This is a genomic window from Tissierella sp. P1, assembly GCF_002266425.1.
Classification (GTDB): Bacteria; Bacillota; Clostridia; order Tissierellales; family Tissierellaceae; genus Tissierella; species Tissierella carlieri.
This window is the reverse complement of sequence record NZ_NPMN01000046.1, coordinates 1-22,727: the sequence shown is the minus strand read 5'-3', so window position 1 is coordinate 22,727 and position 22,727 is coordinate 1. Positions and strand designations below refer to the sequence as shown.

Below are 22,727 nucleotides of genomic sequence, written 5' to 3'. Positions count from 1 at the left end.
TTGTGTAGCCTTGGCAGTCTCAGAATTAATAGATATTATAGAAGAAAAATATTCAGAGCTTATAGTAAAAAGAGCATTAGCAAATTCTTGTGTACTTTCGGCTGATACATTGGCTGGTTTTGATCCTAACTATCCTGAGGTTTTAGATAGAAAGAATTCACCTTTTATAGGGAATGGAATAACTTTAGTAAAATATACTGGTGTTAGAGGAAAAGGCGGAAGTAATGATGCTAATTCCGAATATCTAGGTAAAATCAGAAAGATATTCAATGATAATAATGTAGTATGGCAAATGGGAGAATTAGGAAAGGTTGATCAAGGTGGTGGAGGAACCATCGCTTATATACTTGCAAATTATGGAATGGAGGTAGTAGACTGTGGAGTACCGTTACTAAGTGTCCATGCTCCATATGAAATTGCAAGTAAAGCTGATATATATATGACCTATAAAGGATATAATGTTTTTTATAAAAATTAAATAAGATAAAATAGAAAAATACATATCCACTGGTTGTCCAGTGGATATGTATTTTTTATTCTTCATTTACCCAAGCATCAAATTTTTCCATAGTTAATCTATAGGTTTCCTTTGATATCTCTGGAAGTTCACCTAGTATTTTTTCTGCTTCTTTAAAGCCTTGTTCAATAGCAGATTTAAGAGTTTCCGCTTTGGACTTGTCTCCACCTGAGATAGCGATTGCAAAATCTACTAATCTTTGGCTTACAGCTTCTGCTCCAAGTGGACCATCAGGTCCTATTAGTGCTTGTGCTTCAATTCTTGCAGTTTCATCTACTTCTACAATTTCATTTTCACCTAGCAGTTCCAAAGTCTTTCCTTGGCGTTTAAGCATTTCCTGTACTAATCTTATTAGATGAGCATGAGCTTGCTGGCTGTCTCTTTTTAATTTAGCTACTGTATTTTTGTCATAAACATGAGATGTCTCTTTGTTTTCTGTCTTTTCATAAACTGCTGCAGGAGTTTCTTTTACTTCTGATTTTATTGTAGTCTTTTTTTCAGACTCCACTTTTTCAGGTTGAACTATAGGTTGAGTTGGTTGTATATTTTCAACTTTCATCATTATCACCTCTACTATATTTATCGACATATGGTGGAAAAAATTAACTATTTATTTATATGTCATTTATTTGTATTTTTATAAAAATAAAACCTCTCTTTTCTTATATTTCTTAATCTGATAAGAAAGTCCTATTTTATAATAAAGCCTATTATATATCTATATAGCTAAAAGATAAATATGGAAAAAAATGGAATACTTTGTGAAAAAATGTTACAATGTTTTGGGATATAAGATAATTTTATGTATCCCATATTAGTATAATAAAAGTTAGACAAGGAGATGGGAGAATGCAGAAAGAGAAGAAGCAAAAAAAAGGTATTATCAACTTTAACACTTTGAAAACAAGAATGCTTTTATCAAACGTACTAATTTTATTAGTCGTATCTTTATCTATGGCATTTATATCTTATATACTTTTTAGCAAAAGTATAAGCAATCATATGGATCAGATTTTAACCAATAGAGCTCATGATTCCGCAAGATTAATAGATGAAAAGATAGATAAGTTTTTAGTTGCTATAGAAGGTGTAGCTAGTCATGCAAGAATATCTAATCCAGAAATAAGTTGGGAAGAAAAGTTTCAAGCATTAAAGGAAGAAAAGGAACGAATGAAATACGAAGAATTATATATAGCAGATTTAAATGGTAATATAAAATTAGAGAATGGTGAAACTCTAAATATATCAGATAGAGAACATTTTAAAATTGCTAAGACTGGAAAAAGTACTATGTTAGAAGCTACTGAAAGCAGGATAACAGGATCAGATGTACTACCTATTTCTACACCAATTAAATATAATGGCAGAATAGTTGGAGTATTAATAGGTGCTGAACCTGCAGAAGAAATCTATAGTATTATTGATGGAATAAGTTTTGGAGAAACAGGTGATGCTTTTTTAATTAACGAGAAAGGAGAACTAATATCCTATCATATTAAAGAAGTTGTTGAATCAGGAGATATTACAATAGAAAAAATGAAAGATGTCCCAGAACTTAAAGGACTAACAGAAGTTTTTCAAAGGATGGTAAATGGAGAATCAGCCGTAGATGAATATTATTATGATGGTAGAATGAGATATGCCAGCTATACAACATTAGGATATAATGGATGGTCCGTAGCTGTGGCTATAGATGTAAAAGAAATGGCAAAGGATATAGAGCAATTAAGGCTTTATATGACTGGTATTACAGCTTTGGCCCTAATCTGTGGAGCATTATATTCAATATTTTCAAGTAATGCTATTGTTAATCCTATAAGGAAAATTACTGAACATATGAAAGAAGTAGCAGAATTAAATATCAAAAAAGATGTAAATATTAAAATCTTAAATAGAAAAGATGAAATAGGAGAAATGGGACGTGCAAATAATACCGTAATTGAAAATCTAAGAAATTTTGCGACCCAAATTAATGAATCTGCCGAGCAAGTTGCTTCTTCTTCGGAAGAATTAACTGCAATATCTGAGGAATCAACATCTGCCGCTGCGAATATGGCTGAAAGTTCTGGTGAAATTGTTCAGAGCTCTGAAAACCAATTAAATGAGATTTTAAGTGTTACATCATATATGGAAGAAATAGCTGCTCAAATCCAAGAGATAAGCAACAATGCTGATTCAATATATAATTTGGGTAACGAGGTATCAGAAAAGACTAATATTGGGAAAACAAAAATGGTAGAAACTGATGTACAGATGAATAATATTGTAAGAAGCTCAGAAGAAGTAAAAGAATCCTTAGAAGAAGTAGATAGCAGTTCCCATGAAATGGATGAAATAATCAATGTTATTAGATCTATTGCAGAACAAACAAATTTACTGGCTTTAAATGCTGCAATAGAGGCAGCAAGGGCAGGAGAAGCAGGGAGAGGATTCTCTGTAGTAGCTGATGAGATTAGAAAACTAGCAGAAGAGACAGGAATATCTACAGGGAAAATAGACAATATAATAGAAAAAAATCATGCACTAATAAGTAAAGCCAATTATAATATGGAATTAAGTAATTCTGAAGTTAAAAAAGGTATGAATACTGTAAGTGAAGCTATTCAATATTTTAACCAGATATCAGAAGCCATAGATAAGGTAGTGGTACAAGTAGGAAATATAACTAAGGCTATAAATCAGGTAGCAGAAGGAACTGAGAATGCAGTAAATTCAGCTGTATCTATTGAAGGGATGACTAAAGGTATATATGATAGTATTCAAAATATATCTGCCGCAACACAAGAGCAAACAGCTTCTATGGAAGAAATTGCTTCATCCTCTGAAAGTTTATCTCAATTAGCTATGGAGTTAAGAGATTTAGTATCTAAATTTGAAATGTAATTGATAAAAGGACAGAATTTCTGTCCTTTTATCAATTATTAAGCCTTAATTTTAAAGACATATACCTTATATTTCCTTTTAATTACAAAGCCATTATGATATAATTCTAACATATAAGAATAATTTCTAACATAGGAGGTTGCCATGATTAAGAAATGGAGAAATGGATGGAACCCTAAGAAGGTAGAAAGTATTGAAGAAATTAATGTAAATGCGGATAAAGAAGTGATTATAAAGTCTTTAAAATCAGCAATGATAAAACAAAATGAAGAAAATTTATTGTACAATCTGAATATAAAGATTCAGGATTCAAACAATCAAACGGAAAGCTTAACCAATATAATAGAAGCCTTATCAATAAAGGTAGAAGAACAAATGGCATTTATTTCAAAGGTAGTTGAAGAGATAAATAATTATTCAGCTATGGCTGAAGAGTTGAATGCAAGCTCAAGCACATCCTATGAAACAGCGAAAGATACTCTTGTGGTTGTAGATGAGGGCAGCAGGGCTTTGCATAATACAATTCGATCAATGGGGGAAATAAAACAGTCAATTGCCTCTGTAATGACAGAAATAAACGGATTAAAATCATCTGCTTTTCAAATTGATAGTATATTAAACATAATTAAGGATATTGCTGATCAAACGAATCTATTGTCTTTGAATGCCGCTATAGAAGCTGCTAGAGCAGGAGAAGCCGGAAGGGGATTTGCAGTTGTAGCCAATGAGGTAAAGGCATTAGCAGATAAAAGTGCAAAATCTGCAAATGATATCTCATCTATAATTAAGGAGATAAATGTAAATGTAGCTAGAACTATAGATGCTATAGAGAAGAGTAATAAAAAATAATAGAAGGTTCTGAGATTGCAGAAGAATCAAATCTCTCATTTAAGAAAATTGAAATGGCCATAGGGTCAATGTTAGAAACTATAGACGAAATAAATAATGCCATATCAGTGCAGACAAATAGCTTAGAAGAAATAGTAAATTCTACAGATGGAATGTCAAATATATCTGACAAGTCCATGTCTATGGTAGAGAGTGCATTGATTAATACACAATTTACTAAAGCTGCTTTGGTGGCATTACAGCAAGTAGCAAATTTATTAAATGGAATGACAAATGAGTTAATTGGTGAAATAGCTGATAATAAAGAGGAAATTGTAATAAGGCATAATTTATCAGAACCTATATTTACACTTGATCCAGCAATGGCAAATGCCATGGAAAATATTAGGTTCTTAATGAATATACATACGGGACTATTGGCTACCAGCGAAACAGGTGATGTGTTGCCATCTTTAGCTAAGAATTGGTATGTAGAGGATGATAATCTCACCTGGATATTTAATCTCAAAAACAATGCTACATTCCACAATGGTAAAAGGATTTATAGTAAAGATGTAAAATATTCATTGGAAAGAATGCTGTCACCAAAGATTAAATCTCCTAATACTTGGTTTATAGATTATATAGAGGGAGCTAAAGAATATATTGATGGGAAGGCAAAAGAAGTCACAGGGATAAGGATACTAAATGATTATAGATTGGCTATTAAGCTATCAGTGCCTTTTAGTGGATTTTTAATGTTTCTATCACAGACTTCCTGCGCAGTAATGGATCAAGAGGAATTAGACAAGGGTAATTTTGTAGGATGTGGTCCTTACAAAATAGAAAGTTATAATGATAATATCTATAGATTAAGAGCTTTTCAAAATTATATAGGCGGAAGACCCTATTGTGATATTATGGAAATAATAAGTAGTGATAGAAGTCCTTTAGATAATTTTATTAATAAAAAATATGATTTCTATGTAGTTCAAGGCAAGCGAGAATTAGATAGATTAAAGGAAACAGAGTATTTTAAAGGTTTTAAAAGCACCGAATTATTAGCGACTTTGTATTTAGGATTTAAGATGAAAAATAAGGATTCTCATTATACTTCAAAACCAGTGAGACAAGCCTTAACTACGCTATAAATAAGAAAAGGATTATAGATGAACTCATGGGAGGACTTGCATCTGAGGCAAAATGTATGATACCATCGGGACTAATACCATGTGATCATGTAAGGGGTTATAAATATAATCCTGAAAAAGCAAAATCAATATTAAAACAGAACAATGTGAATCTAAATCAGCCGTTAAATATTTTATGTGGTGAGAGTATTCATCCATTATTTAAATTTGTAGAAGAGGATTTAAATAATATAGGAATTAAATGCAAGTATAATCAGATATCAAGTAAAGAATTTGCAAATTCAGCTAATTTGTATAAGGGGTATGATTTATATATGTATGGGTGGTATGCAGATGCAGTAGAGCCATCTTCATTTATAGAACCATTATTTTCAATAGATAGTGCATCTAATTTCAGCGGATATAGTAATGAGGAAGTTATGAGATTACTCAAAATAGCAAAGGCTACAGTAAATCCAATGAGAAGATTGGAATATTATAAAGAAATACAAAGCATAATATCCGATGATGCACCCTGTATACCTTTATATCATCCGCATAATGGAATTTGTGCTCAAGAGGGAATAATTAACGTAAATCTTTCTTCGTTAGCCATGATTAAATTTGATAATATAATAAAAGAATGAAATAAGGGACAGTAAATATGATCTGTCCCTATTTCTCTAATTATCCATTGATTTTAAAGTTGCATTTATTTCTCCACCCATAATAATTATTATACTGCTTATGTAAAGCCATATTAATAGAACTATTATGCCACCTAGACTGCCATAAGTTTTTCCATAGTTGCCAAAATTATTTACATAATAAGAAAATATAGTAGATGTAATTATCCATCCAAGAGATGTAAAAATAGCTCCAGGCATTGCATGTTTGAAATTTATTTTTTTACCATTTCTGATAGATGGAATATATCTATATAATAAAGCAAATATAAGAACCATAAAGGATAGAGATATAATTACTCTAAAATATTGCCAAAATATAATGAATTTTTGTGTAATGCCTAAAAAGTCAAATAATTTATTTCCTAAAACTTCACCAAAGACCAAAGTAAGAAGTACTATAACCAAGAGTACCAATAATGCAATAGTAAATAATACAGCCAATCCCCGAAGTTCAAGATAAGATCTAGTTTCCTCAACATCATATGCCTTGTTTAGAACCCTAATAAGTGCCATTATGCCTTTAGAAGCAGCCCATATACCAGTTATGGCACTTAAGGAAAGTAAGGTTTGATTACTGGTATTTATAGTTTCAATTACCAAAGTAGCAATTAATCTTTGGGTGTCTAAAGGTAATAATACTATTATGCTATGTAATACATCTTCTCTAGCAATAGGTGTATAGCTTAATATGTTCAGAAAAAATATAAGAAATGGGAAAATAGATAGTACTAAGAAATAGGATAGTTGTGCACCTATGGCTGTTACACTATCATCTTTCATTCTAAATAAAAACTCTTTTAAGAATTTTGCATATTTATTATTATATCTGTCTAGCCAATTTAGCAAAAGACACACCTCCCACTTTCAATATATTACTATTTTACCATATAATTACATATTTGAACAATGAGTCATGGAAGAATTCCATGACTCATTCTAATAAATCCTTTAAAGCTGCATCAAATAACTTCTGAAGATTTTCTTTATTTGTTGTATAGTAATATCTATTATTTATAATACTAGGTTCAAAATTTAGTATTTCTAAATCTAGCAATAAATTTAGGTGATAGGAGAGTGTAGCAGTAGTTAGATTAAAATAGTCTGCCAGTTCCTTATTATACCATGGTTTTTTGGATGTCATTTTTAGAATTTCAATTCTTTTTTCATCAGACAATGCTTTAAATAATGCTTTGTAGGTATCCAATGCTTTTCTGTTTTCAAATCGATGTTCAATAGTCTGACCACAATACATAACTAATGTATCTTCAAATGTAAAATAAAGAAGTCCCACATCAATAAAAAAACTCATATAGATAATGATATTATTGTGAAGAGCCATAGCTTTAGAATAGTCACCCATACCTATAGTATTTATAAAATAGACAGGGTCTTTTTGAAATAATTCATTATGAAAAACAAGTCTTTCTTTCATATAGCTATAAATATTTTCTTCAAAAGGTTTATAGAATTGATCATAAAAAATAGTGAGTACATCTATTGACCTATCTAGGTATTGTTTTGGATGATTTTTAAAATGTAGAAAAGAAGAGGCTATTTCGTCAGAAAAATTCTCGGTTAAGGCAAGTTTTAAATTCTCATCATCATCTAATGAAGTATCCAATTCATAAAATTTGTAGGCAATCTTGACCATAGTAAATAAATCTAATGATTTCAATGACTCTATTAGGGCGAGAGGTTCTTTTATATTTTCCATTAGAATCAGATGAAAACAAACGTCTAATAATCTATAGGTATCATTTGTCACAAATATTATATCGCTGCGTAAAAAAGGTGATATATTATTATCTACATATTTTAGCCATTCTTTTACCTTTTCATTGGGTGAAAAATCCATAATATCTTTTGCAACGTCTTTTTCTAACTCTGGAGTATTCCAGTGGACTTGGCGTGTTTTATTATTGCTATATTTTAAAATTGATGTAATGAATTCTACTGCTTTATTATATTGAATTTTACATGCAATACTATTCTCCATTTCTCATCCTCCTAAGTAGTGTTAAGTAAATGATACATTATACAGAAAATTTATTCAATACCTATAATAAACTATGTTAGAAAATATTCTAATGCAATGTTAGATAATAATTGACTTATGTTAGAAAATATTCTATACTAAAGTTGATAAAATTAATATACTTAATAATAAAAAGGAGGATTCACAGATGAGAAACAAGAAGTTTTTAGCATTATCAATGGCGATTTTGTTAATTTTACTTGCTGTAGCAGGCTGTGGAAAAAAAGACGATGCAGTTGTTGACAAACCAACAGATACTGCTGGTGGAGAAAATGATGAAGTAGCAGCAATTGACAGTGAACAATATCTAAACCTAATATTAAGTGCAGAACCAAGCACTTTAGATGCATCTAAAGGTTCAGATAGTTATTCAAATGGAATACTTAATAATGTTCTAGAACCACTTACTAGATTAGAAGAAGATGAAAACCAAGCTAATTTTTTAGCACCAGCAGGTGCTGAAAATTGGGAACATAATGAAGATGGGACTGTTTGGACATTTAAGATAAGAGATTCAGTATGGTCAGACGGGGTTAAGGTAAGAGCACAAGACTATGAATATGGTATAAAAAGATCAGTAGCAAAAGAAACAGCTGCTCCATATGCATATTTATTAACACCTATCAAAAATGCAGAAAAAGTTAATAGTGGAGAACTTTCAGTAGAGGAACTTGGAGTTAAATCATTAGATGACAACACTCTTGAAATTACCCTAGAGTCTCCAACGCCATATTTTCTATCTTTAACTTATCAGAGAGTTATGTTACCTCAGAGAGAGGATATAGTTGAACAATATGGCGATAAATATGGTTCAGAACTTGATACTTTAGTATATAATGGACCTTTTACTTTAACTAGTTGGGTTCACAATAGTGAATTAATTTTAACTAAAAATGAAAATTATTGGGGAAAAGATGAGGTTAAATTACAAAATATAAATCTTAAGATTATTCAAGATGAAAATGCAGTTTATAATTCCTTATCTAACGGTTCTGTTGACCTAGCAACAGCTAATAAACCAGAATGGAAAGAAAAGTTTATGAAGGATGAGAACTTAACTCATCTTGAAGTAGTTAATCCAAATACTTTCTTTATGTTTTTCAATACTCAAGATAAGGTATTTAAAAATGCTAACATAAGAAAAGCATTTTCAGCAGCTATAAATAGAGAAGAATTAGCTAATGTTATTTTCCATGGAGTACATGCTCCAGCATATGGTTGGGTTCCACCAAATATAAATATAGGTGATGATGAATATAGAACTGTAGCAGAATCACCAGTTAAAAAATTAGCTGATCAAAATCCAGATCCAAAGGCACTATTAATTAAGGGTCTGGAAGAATTAGGAATGGACCCAGATCCATCTAAACTAACAGTAAAGATATCTTTAGGAGCAACAGATCAATGGTTTAGGACTTTTGGGGAATATTTACAACAAATGTATATTAAAAATCTAGGTGTTAACTTTGAAGTTGAACAAATGGAATGGCCAGTATTCAATAGTAATGTAGAAGAAGGAGATTTCCAAATAGGTTATATGGCATGGGGTGCAGAGTTTAATGATCCAATTGCTATGTTATCTTTATTAAAGTCTGATTCAGCAGCTATAGGGACTGGTTGGGTAAATCCTAGATATGATGAACTTATAGAATTATCAGCTAAGGAAATGGATCCAGTTAAACGTCTAGAATATTTTAAGGAAGCAGAAAAAATACTATTATATGACGAAGCAGCATTAGCTCCAGTAGTATATCAAAGATTAAATGTATTCCAATATAAATATGTTAATAATCTAGGCGTTACTCCATTCGGTACTCAAGGATATAAATACGGTTTTACACAAGGCAGATAGTTAAAAACATTCATAGCAGTTTGTGGGTTGTGCCTACAAACTGCTAGTTTGTAAATAGGACAAGGAGGAAGATTATGAGTAGATATATTTTAAAGAGAATTGGCTATATGCTACTTACTTTATGGATTGTTATAACTCTTACTTTTTTCCTAATGCATAGTATACCAGGAGATCCACTAGCACATATGGCAAAAAAATTACCTGAACAAATTAGGATAAACTTTTATAAAAAATATGGACTAGATGAGCCTGTTATAGTACAGTATGGAAAATTTATGAAAAATTTAATCACTAAGGGTGATTTAGGAGAGTCTTTAAGATATCCAGGAAGATCAGTTACTGAAACCATATTAAAAAATGCAAAGGTATCTGGTAGATTAGGTGCTCAAGCAATAGCACTAGGTATTACCATAGGCATCACTTTGGGGATAATTGCAGCATTAAATAGAAACAAGTGGCCAGATTATCTAGTTATGTTTATAGCGATCTTAGGTATTACAGTTCCAGTATTTATTATCGCTGCACTTTTACAATATACATTATCAGTAAAGTTTGAATTGTTACCAACTACTGGTTGGGGGAAATTCAAACATACAATCATTCCTACAATAGCTATGTGTTTTGGTTCTATAGCTACCTATGGAAGATATATGCGTTCTAATGTATTAGAGGTTATAAATCAAGATTATATTCTTACTGCTCAGGCTAAAGGTGTTAGCCCATTTAATGTCGTAAGAAAACATGTACTTAGAAATGCAATACTTCCTGCTATTACTATACTTGGGCCTCAAATAGCTGGAATATTTACAGGTTCTTTTGTTATTGAAAGAATATTTGGTATTCCAGGTCTAGGATCATATTATATTACTTCCATTAATGATAGAGATTATACTATGATCATCGGAACCACAGTTTTCTATGCAGCATTATTTGTAATATCTCAATTGGTGGTAGATTTACTTTATGGTGTTGTAGATCCTAGAATTAGGGTTTCAAAAAATAGCAAGTAGGAGGGGTGGCAATGGAAAATATTTCAAAAGATAAATTTAGAAAGATTGGTATTGATTCATCTTCTGGGGAAGCATGGCACGTCCTAGAGTTGGCTATTGGCAAGATGCTTGGAGACGATTAAGAAGCAACAAAGTTGCAATGTTAGCCATTATAATACTTTTCACTATAGGTATAATGACTGTAATAGGACCATATATAAATGGATATAAATATGAAGAGATAGATTCTACTAAGATGAATATGAAGCCAAATGGAGAGCATTGGTTTGGTACAGATGAACTTGGGCGTGATGTTTTTTCAAGGGTATGGCAAGCAGGTAGGACGTCTATGATTATAGGTATTTTTGGTGCAATTATTTCTACTGTAGTAGGAAGTATCTATGGTGCTGTTGCAGCATATTTTGGTGGTAGAGTAGATAACATTATGATGAGGATTGTTGAAATTCTAACATCTATTCCATATTTGATAGTTGTTATCCTAATATCTATAATTGCGGAATCAAGAGATATATGGACTTTGCTTTTGACTTTGACTTTAACTGGCTGGTGTGGAATGGCAAGACTTGTTAGGGGACAGATGTTACAAATAAAACAACAGGAATATATTATGGCGGCTGAAGCATTGGGAGTTAAACCTTGGAAGATTATCACAAAGCATTTGATACCCAATTCTCTTGGTATAGTTATTGTTGCTATTACTTTTGATATTCCAGGATATATATTTGCTGAATCCTTTTTATCATATATTGGACTTGGACCTCAACCGCCAGCTACTTCTTGGGGGGCTTTAGCATCAGCTGCTCAACAAAACTTTATTTTTTATCCTCATCAATTGTTTTTCCCAGCACTTATGATTGCTTTAACCATGTTGTCATTTACATTGCTAGGTGATGGACTTAGAGATGCTTTAGATCCTAAACTAAGACAATAAGGAGGGAAAAAGATGGACAAGATATTAGAAGTTAAAGATTTAAATATATCATTTCATACCTATGCAGGCGAAGTAAAGGCTGTTAGAGGGATTAGTTTTGATTTAAATAAAGGAGAAACCTTAGCCCTTGTTGGAGAATCAGGTTGTGGTAAGACAGTTACAGCGAAGGCTATTCTAAGACTATTAAAGACACCACCAGCAGAAATAAAGAAAGGTTCACAGATTTTATTTGATGGTGAAGATGTTGTACAAATGAATAAAAAAAGACTGCTTTCTTATAGGGGAGAAGATGTAGCCATGATTTTTCAAGATCCTATGACATCTTTAAATCCTACTATGACTGTAGGTAAACAAATAATGGAAAGCTTACAAATTCACAAGAAAATGAGTAAAAAAGAGGCAGAGCAGGAAGCTGTTAAACTTCTTAAACTGGTTAATATTCCAAATGCAGAAGAAAGAGTAAAGCAATATCCCCATGAGTTATCAGGTGGAATGAGACAAAGAATTATGATTGCAATTGCATTATCCTGTAATCCAAAGGTTCTTATTGCAGATGAGCCAACGACTGCTCTTGATGTTACTATTCAGGCACAGATTATAGATTTATTAAGGGAATTAAAAGAAAAATTTGATACATCAATTATCCTTGTAACTCATGACCTTGGAGTTGTTGCAAACTTTGCAGATAGAATTCAAGTTATGTATGCGGGAAGTATTGTAGAGACCGGAACCAAAGAAGAAATCTTCTATAACAGTCAGCATCCATATACTTGGGCATTACTCAATTCTGTACCAAGTATAGATAAAAAGAGTAAAGAGGAACTTTATTCATTAGGAGGAACACCTCCGGATTTAATACTTCCATTAGAAGGCTGTCCATTCACTTCTAGATGTGAGCATGCTATGGAAATATGTAAGGAAAGAAAACCAGTAGATACATGTCTATCAGATACCCATAGGGTAAGCTGTTGGTTGCAACATCCAGATGCTCCTAAGGTAGAAAGACCTGTGAGTTTTGGAGGTGGGAGAAATGAGTAAAGAAAATTTATTAGAAATAGTAAATTTGAAAAAGTATTTTCAGGTGGGGAAAAATGCAACTCTAAAAGCTGTAGACGATGTAACATTTAATATTAAAAAAGGTGAAACATTAGGGTTAGTAGGGGAGTCTGGATGTGGAAAGACTACCTGTGGTAGAACTATACTAGGTATTTATCCAGCTACTGGTGGGCATGTGTACTTCAATGGGCAGGATGTTCATCAAATGAATAGAGAAGAAAAGCTCAAATTCAAGAAAAATGCTCAAATTATATTTCAAGATCCCTATGCTTCATTGGATCCTAGAATGACCATAGGTGAAATCATAGGTGAAGGAATGGATGTTCATCTAAATTTGAGCAATAAGGAAAGACAAGAGAGAATTAGTGATTTACTAAGTAAGGTAGGACTAAACGCTGAGCATGGTTCTAGATTTCCCCATGAATTATCTGGAGGACAAAGGCAAAGAATTGGAATTGCCCGTGCCTTAGCCGTAGAACCACAATTTATTATGTGTGATGAACCGATATCAGCCTTAGACGTGTCTATTCAAGCTCAGATAGTAAATCTTCTTATAAAACTTCAAAGGGAAATGGGACTTACTTATTTATTTATATCCCATGACCTTTCTATGGTAAAACATATATCTGATAGAGTAGGCGTGATGTATCTAGGTTCAATGGCAGAATTAGCCAGCAACGAATTATTATATAGAAATCCTTTACATCCTTATACTAAGGCTTTAATATCTGCGATACCTATTGCTGATCCTAGTACAGAAGAAACAAGGAAAAGAATAAAATTAGAAGGTGAGGTACCATCTCCTATTAATCCACCAGATGGATGTAAGTTTGTTAAGAGATGTGCTCATGCAAAGGATATATGTCATAAGATGACCCCACAACTTAAAGAAGTAGAAAAGGATCATTTTGTAGCTTGTCATTTATATTAGAAAATTAAGGTGGGATTTTATGTTAAGTAAATCAATAATAGAAGATATATTTTTTGAAGCATTGGCTAGCGGCGGTGACTTTGCTGAGATATTTATGGAAGATAATTTTTCTACAGAGATAGCCACAGTTGGTGGCAATATTGAAAGAGGTATGAGTGGTAGAGATTTTGGTATAGGAATTAGAATATTTTCAGGATTAAGATCTGTATATGCATATACCAATGATTTATCTAAAGATAATCTTATAAATATTACTAGAAGGGCAACCCAAGCCATTAAAGAAAATAAAAAGGATATCGTAGTAAACTTTGATAAAAAGGTAATACCAGTAGATCATCCCTATAGATTGTTACCATCAAAAGTAGACTTCACAAAGAAAATGGAATTTACAGAGAGAGCATATAATGCGGCAAAGACTTATGACGAGATAATATCTCAGGTTACAGTAAATTACTTAGATCAAGAGCAAAATGTACTAATAGCAAATACTGAAGGAGTTTATGTAGAAGATAAAAGAGTAAGGACTAGAATGTTGATTCTAGTAGCTGCTGAGTATAATGGACAGATAGAGACAGGCTACATTGGACCTGGAGCATTAATGGGTACTGAGTTTTATGAAAAAATCAGCATAGAAGATTATGCAAGGGAAGCCGCTAGAAATGCCAAAACTATGGCAATGGCTGATTATTGTCCTGCTGGGAATATGGCGGTTGTTGTAGATAATGGCTTTGGCGGATTAATGTTCCATGAAGCCTGTGGTCATAGTTTAGAGGCTTCATCTGTAGCTAAGGGTCTTTCAATTTTTTCCAATAGAATAGGAGAAAAAATAGCCTCAGAAGTAGTTACTTTAGTGGATGATGGTTCTATTACTAATTCATGGGGTTCCCTTGGAGTAGATGATGAGGGAATGAAGACTCAAAAGAATATATTGATTGAAGGCGGTATCTTAAAGGGATATATGATAGATAAATTAAACGCAAGAAGGATGAATATGGCTCCTACAGCTTCAGGACGAAGACAAAACTATAGATTTGCTCCTACGTCACGTATGACTAATACTTATATAGATAATGGTGCTAGTACAAAGGAAGAAATAATTGGAAATACGGAAAAAGGATTATTTGCTAAATATATTTCTGCAGGTTCCGTAAATTCAGCTACAGGTGATTTTAACTTCTCACTTTCAGAAGCCTATTTGATTGAAAATGGTAAGATAACTAAACCTGTTAAGGGAGCAACTCTAATAGGAAATGGCAATAAAATACTTCAGGATGTAGATATGGTAGGAAACAATCTTGAAATAGGACAAGGATATTGTTATGCAGGGAGTGGAGCGTTATTCATTGGTGCTGGACAACCTACCATCAGAGTTAAGACTATGACTGTTGGTGGGAGGGAGGAATAGATATGGAGAGAGATAAATTGATAGAGCTATTATTTGAAAAAGCTAAAGCGTATAATATTGAGGAAGTAGAAGTCTATATCAATAAGGATTCATCCATAGATTTTAACATATATGAAGGTAAGTTAGAAAAATATGTAGTAGCAGAGGAAGAGAATTTATCTCTAAGGGGTATTTACAAAGGGAAAATGGGATATTCATATACGGAAAAGTTAAGGGAAGATAGTTTAGGTGAATTGATAAATAATTTAATTCAATATGCGGAAAATAACGATAATGAAGAGTTAGAAAAAATGTCTTCATCTATATTGGAATGTAAAAAAACTGTTCATAGAGAAAATTTATTAAATAGATACACAGAGGAAGAAAAAATTGAATATTTGTTGGATCTAGAGAAAAGAGCTTATGATTATGATAAACGAGTAAAGACCATAGATGATTGTAGTTATCAAGAAAAGATTCAAGAGGTGTATATTAGAAATACTAAGGGACTGGAAGTAGAAGACAGACATACTATTGGTATAATAAATCTTTCATCTGTTGCAGAAGAAGGAAATAATATGCAAACAGGATATTCAAATTATGTATTCAATGAACTTTCTGAGAAGTATAAGGATAAGCTTATTGAAGATAGTGTCGGAGATGCTATAGGGATGTTAGGTGCCAGGGCTATAAAATCTGGTAATTATAAAATTATCCTTAGAAATAATGTAGCTGCAGATATGTTTAGTTATTTTTCACCTATATTCTTAGGAAGCACAGTTCAGAAAAATCTATCTCTAATGAAAGGAAAACTAGGCTCAAAAGTAGCTGTAGATTTTTTCAACATAGTTGAAGATCCCTTAATGGAAAATGGAAAATATTTTAGAACCTTTGATGATGAGGGGACAGTTACTTATTCAAAGCATATAATAGAAAATGGAATATTGAAGACTTTTCTTCATAACAATAAAACTGCTGAAAAAGATGGTGCAAAATCCACTGGAAATGGTTTTAGGACTTCGCATAAATCATCTATTGGAGTAATGTCTACAAATATGTATATTGAAGAAGGAGATAAATCTTTAGAGGATATGGTAAAGAGCATGGAGAATGGTGTTATTATTACTGATATCCATGGATTACATGCGGGAATCAATCCGACATCAGGAGATTTTTCTCTATCGTCAAATGGATTACTTGTGGAAAATGGGAAGGTAATTAGACCATTGGCGCAAATAACTATGGCAGGTAATTTATATACTATGCTAAAAGATATAAAATATATAGGAAATGATACTAAATTTTCTCATCCTAGTTCAAGCTACTTTGGATCCCCCTCCATTTATATTGGTAGCTTAACTATATCAGGAAAATAAAAACTGGTCATCTGACCAGTTTTTATTTTAAATATTTATTAAACCAATTAGTTATCTCTTCTAATCTTCTAATCCTATGTTTTGGTTTTCCGGATCTGCTTAATTCATGGTTTTCTCCTCTAAACATACAGAGTCTGGAATCTACACCATGATATTTTAAGGATGTAAACATTTGAATACCCTCCGGTAGCCAACATCTATAATCTTCCTCTGAATGAATAAATAGAGTAGGTGTGACTACCTTATCTGCATATTTCATAGGAGAGTGGAACCATAGCTTTTCCACATCGGACCAGGGAGTAGCAGCATTTTGGTCTTCTACAAAATAATATCCAATATCAGTAGTACCAAACTTAGAAATCCAGTTGGATATGGATCTTTGAGATGCAGCGGCTCTAAACCTGTTTGTATGACCTATTATCCAATTGGTCATGAAACCGCCATAGGAGCCACCAGTTACTCCGACTCTTTCGTTATCTATAAAAGGATATTTTTCAAGGACTAAATCTGTAAACTTCATTATATTATCATAATCTATAGTACCATATTTACCTCTTATATCTGCAAATTCATTGCCCTTACCATCACTTCCTCTTGGATTACAGAAGAATACAGCATAACCTTCATTTGCCCAGTATTGCATTTCATGATAGAATACTTCACCGTATACGGTCTTAGGTCCACCATGAATGTCTAGTATTGAAGGATATTTTTTTCCTTCTTCAAAGTCGACAGGCTTCATTATCCATCCATCTATAGTTATTCCATCTACTTCAAAACTTAAATGTTCAGGGATAGATAATTTTTTCTCCTTCATTATCCATTCATTAAATTTAGTTAATTGAGTTTCTTGCTTTCCTTCTAGGCTATATAATTCTTGAAGTTTAAGTCCTCTAAGCCCTATAAATTTTATATTTCCATCTAATATATCAAAGCCATCTACAGAACCTTTTCCTTGGATTAGCTTTTCCATATTTCCATTTTTATCTATTTTATTTATATATGAGCTATCTCCCTCAGTAGTTATGAAATATAGATAGTCACCATCTACTACCATAGATTTGGAGCCACCAAATCTACAGTCTGAGCCTACAGAGTTCCATATACTATAATCAAATTCATCAGAAGATATTCTAATGGCATTGGAACCATCTAAATTCATTAAATAAAAATGCGGGTTTTCATTTAAACCATAGGATTTCATATCCTTCCCAGCAAATATTATTTTATCCCCGAGGAAATCAGCGTAAGAGTAACTAAAGATTTCCTCATGTGTTAACTTATCTAATTGTTTTTCTTTAATATTATATAGATGTAAATCAGATTTTAACTGCATTTTATCTGTATAAGAACTAGCAGCTATGATTATTTTAGATTTGTTCTTGTCAAGTTTAACACTCTCTACATCTGTAAATTCATCTGTAATAGGAGTAAGTTCCTTATCCTCTAGATTATAAAGATAAAGTCTATTTCTTTTTTTATTTGTAAACCCTCCACCATTAGACCAAAATGGTATTTCATCTAGTACTTCATAATCCTTATCTTCCTCCATCTTTTTTACGGCATTATCTTTTTCCTCTCCAGATAATTCTTTAAGATTTGGCCGATTAGGATCAAAGGTTGCAGTTAGAAGAAGATTATTTCCATCTAAGATTTCAAGTGAATTAACATTTAGTGGGATTTCAAATGCTTTATTAGCCTCTCCGCCATTTAGATTGATTTCATAATAAAAAGTCACTTCTTCTTTTTCTTTTCTTTCCTTATCTTTTTTACCTCTTATAGCAGGAAATAGTATAGTATTATTATCTTTCCATATGAAGGATTTTTCCTCATCTAAGGATGTTAATTTATATTCTGATTTTTTTTCTTCATTATAGATATAAATATTAGATAGATATTTATTTTCTTCGACATCTATTCTATGTAGTACAAAGGCAGTATTTTTACCATTTGGTGATAATCTAATGCTTGATAAAAACTTATATTTTGTAAAGTCATCTAGTTTTAAATTCTCCACGTACATCCCTCCATTAATTCTTTAGTGCATCTAATATTTATTATATACTATTTATATAAAGAAAGAAATGGAACACCACTGTTAAAATTGAATTGGGATAAGAAATCTTTTGAATTAATGCAACCTTTTTGAATATAAGTCGTCTAAATAGTAAAGGAGGGTTAGGGGTGGCTAGAAATGAAGAGAAAGAGCTAGTGAGAAAACTTAGAAAAGGAAATGAAGAAGCATATATAAAGCTTTTGGATATCTATGGAAATAGGCTATTAAAAACTTGCTACCTAATCCTTAAGAATGAAAAGGATGCTGAGGATATAGTTCAAGATACATTCCTTAGAGTATTTAATCAGATAGATAATTATAATGGGAATAGCTCCTTATATACTTGGATTTATAGAATAGCATTGAATTTATGTAAGGATAAGATAAAGAGTAGGAGAGAATTTGAAATTTACGAGGATATATTTGAAACCAAGGAAAAGGTGGAAGATATAGTATTTAACTCTATTGACAGGGAAATTTTGAGAAGGGAATTATTTAACTTGAATGCTCTGTATAGAGAAATTTTAATATTATTTTATTTTGAGGAATTAGCAATTAAGGAAATATCAGAAATTCTAGAGAAAAAGGAAGGAACGATAAAGAGCAGATTGAGCCGTGGAAGAGTAATATTGAAGAATGCCATTGAGAGAGGAGGAGAGTTATATGAATAAAGATAGGTTAGGTAATGAATTGAATATTATTATGGAATGTGAAGCGAAGGACATAGAACTTTCTCAGGGCTTAAGAGACAGGATACTAAGTAATAGAAAGAAAAGCATTGATGAAAAAATAAGGGATTTCTTAAATAAGGAAATAGAAATACCTTTAGTGCCTATGGTAGCATCTTTTATTATATTTTTCATAATAGTGGGAGTACCTAAGGATATAATGGTTAAGAGCGAAAATATTATAGATTTAGGTTCAACTCAGATTATAGTTAGAGAAGAAAGGAGAGTGAGTAGTCGTGAAGATTAGAATAAAGGTAAAATTAATACTATTAATAGTAGTATTAATTTTAGCAGTAGTACCCTTTGTCAATCTGACATTGGCTGAGATTTTTAATAAATCTAAGCCAGAAGTAGCAGAGAAACTTTATGACTACTATTTAAAATACCCTGTTTCTTTTCAAAAAGATGAGGTACTATATAAAAGGGCTGAGACTATAATTAGTGGATTAAGTAGATATAGAATAATGATGGGAATGAAGATGGGAGAACGAAACTTAGATTATAGTACTATAGATAAAGCTATAGACAGCTATAAAAAAATAATACAGGATTATCCTAAGAGTAAGAGATACACTTTGGCTTACAAGGGTATATTAGATTTATATATATATAATGGTGATGCAAATAATTTAGAGAATTGGATAAAATGGGGAAAATACTCAGAGAAAGATGAAATAAGAGGTATATCTATGCTTTATGAAGGGTATGTACATTTTTCCAATAGGGAATATACTGAGGCAGAGGATGTGTTGGAATCTTTTGTACTAGGAAATAAGGATATAGATTATATGTATTATTTTTTAAAAGGGCATATAGAATTTGCTAGGGAGGATTTTCAGAAAGCAGATGAGTATTATGGAAAAGCCAGTGAAGTTGGGTGGGGATTCGATAGTACTTTATTTGGCAATTTAGTTCCAAGTTATAGAAAGTTATGGTTAGAAGAGTTAGATTATAAAAATGGAGAAAATAAAATCAAGGGGAGGGTAACTGTTGATGGAGTAGGCATTCCATTGGTGGAAGTATATCTGCAAAAAGCTAGGCAAGGCTATTCTTCCAGAGGTATAGATTTCGTTGCCATTACAGATAAGGATGGATATTATGAAACCATTGGGGTGAAGGATGGGAAATATGATTTAGGTATTGGAGTAGGTACGGGAATATTATTTGAAAAGGCATATTTAGAGAAAAATAGATTTAACTTTGAGGTATTAGATGATGTAGAGTATGATTTTCAATTTAGCTCTGCTATGAAGATTATAAAGCCCAAGGCTGAAGAGTTAGTAGATGGAAATAAATTTGAAGTAGAATGGGAAGAAGTCCAAGGAGCAGAATTTTATAGGGTTAAGGTTGTAGGGGTAGGAAATTCATCTATGTTTACTACTGTTATAATGGATGAGAAAAGGCAAGTGGATATAAGAGGAAATAAGGCAGTATTTGATATAGAGGTTCTTAAACATTCTCCTTTAGGGTACTCTATTGATGAAAATGGTGTTGTAAGTCCTGGAGCCATAATGGGATATGTATATAGTGAGATTACAGTTTATATTATGGTTGATGCCTATGATGAGAATGAAAATATGTTGAGCAGCAGTGCTCCGATGACTAATTATTATGATATGATGCCTAGCTTAAAGGTAGGAGGCAAGCAAACAGAGGGAGAAAGACTAATATCAAAAGTACAGTATAAAGAAGCCATAAGTCATTATGAAAATTTGCTGCTAGATGATGAAGAAAATATAGAAGCATTATCATATTTGGCTAAACTATATATATATGGTTGGGGTAAGGGAACTTCAGATGCTGAAAAGGCTATAAATTATGGAATACAGGTATATGAGTTAACAGGTAAAGCAGATGTACTCCTTAGGGTATTAGGAGCCACAACTCCAAGTCAATATAGAGAAAATATTGAATTAGGGAAAAAAGTTTTTAATATAATACCTGAAGAATATAGAGATAGCTACTATTATTGGTATAGAGGAGATTATTATAGATCTATAGGTGAATTTGAAAAAGCTAGGGAAGATTTATTTCTTGCAGATAATGTAAGGGATTCAGATATTATATATATAGATTTATACCATGGTGAATATGAAAGGGCAATAGAATTTTTAAAAGATGAAAATACTAAATTATATTTCATGAGTAAGGGAAAACTGATGGATGGTATAGAGCTGTTAACGGATTTAGATAAAAATGATAGAGAGCTTATATTGTTTAAAGAATTCCTAGATAGGTATTTAAAAAGGGAATTGGACTATGAGGAAAGAAAAGATGATTTCTACAGGGTTTATAATAATATAAAAAATCCTGACATTAGAATTATTTTAAATGAAATAAAAGCAGATAATTATTGGGACTAAATTGTCCCAATGTTTTTTGAGTCTTTATGTCTATGTCATATATGATTAATTTTGGGTATAATTAAAGAAAATGCTTATATTGATTGGGGAGATTAATGTGACAAAACTTACTTTAGAGTATATAGTCAATAAAGTCGAAGATATGAAGGTTTTACCTGAGATTATAAATAAGATAATAGTATTAACTGATGATCCAGATTCTACAGTTCATGATATGGAGGAAGTAATATTACAAGATCAGGTTCTAACTACTAAAATTCTTCGTCTTGCTAACTCTGCTTACTATGGTTATGCAAGAAAAATTTCTACTATATCTCAAGCAACTGTTTTATTAGGGTTTCAAGCAATAAAGGGAATAGCCCTTGCTTCTACTGTAAGAACATATTTAACGAATGAGTTAAGAGGATATTCTTTAGAGAAAAATGAACTATGGTCACAATCTCAAACCTGTGCCATAGTATCAAGGTTTATTGCTAAGAGCATAAAGTATTATAATCCAGAAGAAGCTTATATAGCAGGACTTCTGAGAGATATTGGAAAAACCATACTGAATCAGCATATGGAAAAAGAATATATGGAAGTATTATTAAAGATGGAAAAAGATAATATATCCTTCTTAGATGCTGAAAAAGAGGTTTTAGGTTTTGGACACGCAGAAATAGGAGAAAAGATAGCTGAAAAGTGGAATCTTCCTAAGGATTTAGTAGAAGCAATTGGATATCACCATACTCCAGAATTAGCAATTATAAATCCTCTTTTAGTTTCGATAGTTCATATTGCTGATGCTATTACTATGATGATGGGAGTAGGGCTTGGACTTGATGGACTATCCTATAGTTTATCTCCAATAGCGATAGATAACTTAAATTTAGATGAATTACAATTTCAGACAATTATATCTCAAGTATCTGATTTAATAAAAGATGAAGATAGTTTTTAACAATAAAAAAGCAGATAA

Annotated in this window: 17 protein-coding genes and 2 pseudogenes; 15 read left to right on the top strand and 4 right to left on the bottom strand. The window is 31.8% G+C overall.

Going from position 1 to position 22,727, the window contains the following annotated elements:
* Positions 1–478, top strand: a pseudogene (locus tag CIW83_RS20505) (aminopeptidase); the annotation flags it as partial.
* 55 nt (positions 479–533) lie between these two features.
* On the opposite strand, the gene CIW83_RS20500 reads toward CIW83_RS20505, so the two are convergent.
* Positions 534–1,076 (bottom strand): hypothetical protein, encoded by a 543-nt coding sequence (locus CIW83_RS20500; RefSeq protein WP_094904305.1) that lies wholly within the window; start codon positions 1,074–1,076, stop codon positions 534–536.
* A gap of 290 nt (positions 1,077–1,366) precedes the next feature.
* On the opposite strand from CIW83_RS20500, the gene CIW83_RS20495 reads away from it, so the two are divergent.
* The 3 genes and pseudogenes from CIW83_RS20495 (at position 1,367) to CIW83_RS25030 (ending at position 6,005) form a co-directional block, all read left to right on the top strand.
* On the top strand, positions 1,367–3,400 hold the full coding sequence (locus tag CIW83_RS20495; protein ID WP_094904304.1) for a methyl-accepting chemotaxis protein: 2,034 nt from the start codon (positions 1,367–1,369) through the stop codon (positions 3,398–3,400).
* Positions 3,401–3,544: 144 nt separating this feature from the next.
* Positions 3,545–4,249 (top strand): methyl-accepting chemotaxis protein, encoded by a 705-nt coding sequence (locus tag CIW83_RS20490; RefSeq protein WP_094904303.1) that lies wholly within the window; start codon positions 3,545–3,547, stop codon positions 4,247–4,249.
* Positions 4,250–4,302: 53 nt separating this feature from the next.
* Positions 4,303–6,005: pseudogene (locus CIW83_RS25030) on the top strand (ABC transporter substrate-binding protein).
* 36 nt (positions 6,006–6,041) lie between these two features.
* Here CIW83_RS25030 and CIW83_RS20475 read toward each other — a convergent pair.
* Together CIW83_RS20475 and CIW83_RS20470 are read right to left on the bottom strand one after the other, a co-directional pair.
* Complete coding sequence (locus CIW83_RS20475; RefSeq protein ID WP_094904300.1) at positions 6,042–6,893, bottom strand: YihY/virulence factor BrkB family protein; 852 nt, start codon at positions 6,891–6,893, stop codon at positions 6,042–6,044.
* An 85-nt stretch (positions 6,894–6,978) separates the two neighbouring features.
* Positions 6,979–8,043 (bottom strand): winged helix-turn-helix domain-containing protein, encoded by a 1,065-nt coding sequence (locus CIW83_RS20470; RefSeq protein ID WP_094904299.1) that lies wholly within the window; start codon positions 8,041–8,043, stop codon positions 6,979–6,981.
* 187 nt (positions 8,044–8,230) lie between these two features.
* On the opposite strand from CIW83_RS20470, the gene CIW83_RS20465 reads away from it, so the two are divergent.
* The 7 genes from CIW83_RS20465 to CIW83_RS20435 all read left to right on the top strand — a co-directional run bounded on the left by CIW83_RS20465 (position 8,231) and on the right by CIW83_RS20435 (position 16,622).
* Positions 8,231–9,934: a peptide ABC transporter substrate-binding protein gene (locus tag CIW83_RS20465; RefSeq protein WP_094904298.1), complete on the top strand. Its 1,704-nt coding sequence runs from the start codon at positions 8,231–8,233 to the stop codon at positions 9,932–9,934.
* 74 nt (positions 9,935–10,008) lie between these two features.
* Positions 10,009–10,944, top strand: coding sequence for an ABC transporter permease (locus CIW83_RS20460; protein ID WP_094904297.1), 936 nt, complete (start codon positions 10,009–10,011; stop codon positions 10,942–10,944).
* A gap of 73 nt (positions 10,945–11,017) precedes the next feature.
* Positions 11,018–11,875 (top strand): ABC transporter permease, encoded by an 858-nt coding sequence (locus CIW83_RS20455; protein ID WP_162288527.1) that lies wholly within the window; start codon positions 11,018–11,020, stop codon positions 11,873–11,875.
* Positions 11,876–11,887: 12 nt separating this feature from the next.
* Positions 11,888–12,913, top strand: coding sequence for an ABC transporter ATP-binding protein (locus tag CIW83_RS20450; protein WP_094904296.1), 1,026 nt, complete (start codon positions 11,888–11,890; stop codon positions 12,911–12,913).
* Positions 12,906–13,862, top strand: a complete 957-nt coding sequence (locus CIW83_RS20445) for an ABC transporter ATP-binding protein (protein WP_094904295.1) — start codon at positions 12,906–12,908, stop codon at positions 13,860–13,862. Before CIW83_RS20450 ends, CIW83_RS20445 begins: the two co-directional genes overlap by 8 nt.
* Positions 13,863–13,881: 19 nt before the next feature.
* Positions 13,882–15,267: a TldD/PmbA family protein gene (locus tag CIW83_RS20440; protein WP_094904294.1), complete on the top strand. Its 1,386-nt coding sequence runs from the start codon at positions 13,882–13,884 to the stop codon at positions 15,265–15,267.
* A 2-nt stretch (positions 15,268–15,269) separates the two neighbouring features.
* On the top strand, positions 15,270–16,622 hold the full coding sequence (locus CIW83_RS20435; RefSeq protein WP_094904293.1) for a TldD/PmbA family protein: 1,353 nt from the start codon (positions 15,270–15,272) through the stop codon (positions 16,620–16,622).
* Positions 16,623–16,644: 22 nt separating this feature from the next.
* Here CIW83_RS20435 and CIW83_RS20430 read toward each other — a convergent pair whose 3' ends face one another.
* The gene (locus tag CIW83_RS20430; protein ID WP_235601431.1) at positions 16,645–18,645 is read right to left on the bottom strand and encodes a S9 family peptidase; all 2,001 of its coding nucleotides are present in this window, start codon (positions 18,643–18,645) and stop codon (positions 16,645–16,647) included.
* A 161-nt stretch (positions 18,646–18,806) separates the two neighbouring features.
* Here CIW83_RS20430 and CIW83_RS20425 point away from each other — a divergent pair, with 161 nt between their 5' ends.
* The 4 genes from CIW83_RS20425 (at position 18,807) to CIW83_RS20410 (ending at position 22,709) form a co-directional block, all read left to right on the top strand.
* Positions 18,807–19,349, top strand: coding sequence for an RNA polymerase sigma factor (locus CIW83_RS20425; protein ID WP_158220192.1), 543 nt, complete (start codon positions 18,807–18,809; stop codon positions 19,347–19,349).
* Positions 19,342–19,653, top strand: coding sequence for a hypothetical protein (locus CIW83_RS20420; protein ID WP_094904290.1), 312 nt, complete (start codon positions 19,342–19,344; stop codon positions 19,651–19,653). Before CIW83_RS20425 ends, CIW83_RS20420 begins: the two co-directional genes overlap by 8 nt.
* On the top strand, positions 19,643–21,769 hold the full coding sequence (locus CIW83_RS20415; RefSeq protein ID WP_094904289.1) for a lipopolysaccharide assembly protein LapB: 2,127 nt from the start codon (positions 19,643–19,645) through the stop codon (positions 21,767–21,769). Before CIW83_RS20420 ends, CIW83_RS20415 begins: the two co-directional genes overlap by 11 nt.
* Positions 21,770–21,866: 97 nt before the next feature.
* Positions 21,867–22,709, top strand: a complete 843-nt coding sequence (locus CIW83_RS20410; protein WP_162288526.1) for an HDOD domain-containing protein — start codon at positions 21,867–21,869, stop codon at positions 22,707–22,709.
* Positions 22,710–22,727: the final 18 nt, after the last annotated feature.

Coding starts and splice junctions, on each gene's coding strand:
- CIW83_RS20500 (WP_094904305.1), bottom strand. CDS start 1,076: ATGAAAGTTGAAAATATACAACCAACTCAACCTATAGTTCAACCTGAA.
- CIW83_RS20495 (WP_094904304.1), top strand. CDS start 1,367: ATGCAGAAAGAGAAGAAGCAAAAAAAAGGTATTATCAACTTTAACACT.
- CIW83_RS20490 (WP_094904303.1), top strand. CDS start 3,545: ATGATTAAGAAATGGAGAAATGGATGGAACCCTAAGAAGGTAGAAAGT.
- CIW83_RS20470 (WP_094904299.1), bottom strand. CDS start 8,043: ATGGAGAATAGTATTGCATGTAAAATTCAATATAATAAAGCAGTAGAA.
- CIW83_RS20465 (WP_094904298.1), top strand. CDS start 8,231: ATGAGAAACAAGAAGTTTTTAGCATTATCAATGGCGATTTTGTTAATT.
- CIW83_RS20460 (WP_094904297.1), top strand. CDS start 10,009: ATGAGTAGATATATTTTAAAGAGAATTGGCTATATGCTACTTACTTTA.
- CIW83_RS20455 (WP_162288527.1), top strand. CDS start 11,018: ATGGCACGTCCTAGAGTTGGCTATTGGCAAGATGCTTGGAGACGATTA.
- CIW83_RS20450 (WP_094904296.1), top strand. CDS start 11,888: ATGGACAAGATATTAGAAGTTAAAGATTTAAATATATCATTTCATACC.
- CIW83_RS20445 (WP_094904295.1), top strand. CDS start 12,906: ATGAGTAAAGAAAATTTATTAGAAATAGTAAATTTGAAAAAGTATTTT.
- CIW83_RS20440 (WP_094904294.1), top strand. CDS start 13,882: ATGTTAAGTAAATCAATAATAGAAGATATATTTTTTGAAGCATTGGCT.
- CIW83_RS20435 (WP_094904293.1), top strand. CDS start 15,270: ATGGAGAGAGATAAATTGATAGAGCTATTATTTGAAAAAGCTAAAGCG.
- CIW83_RS20430 (WP_235601431.1), bottom strand. CDS start 18,645: ATGTACGTGGAGAATTTAAAACTAGATGACTTTACAAAATATAAGTTT.
- CIW83_RS20420 (WP_094904290.1), top strand. CDS start 19,342: ATGAATAAAGATAGGTTAGGTAATGAATTGAATATTATTATGGAATGT.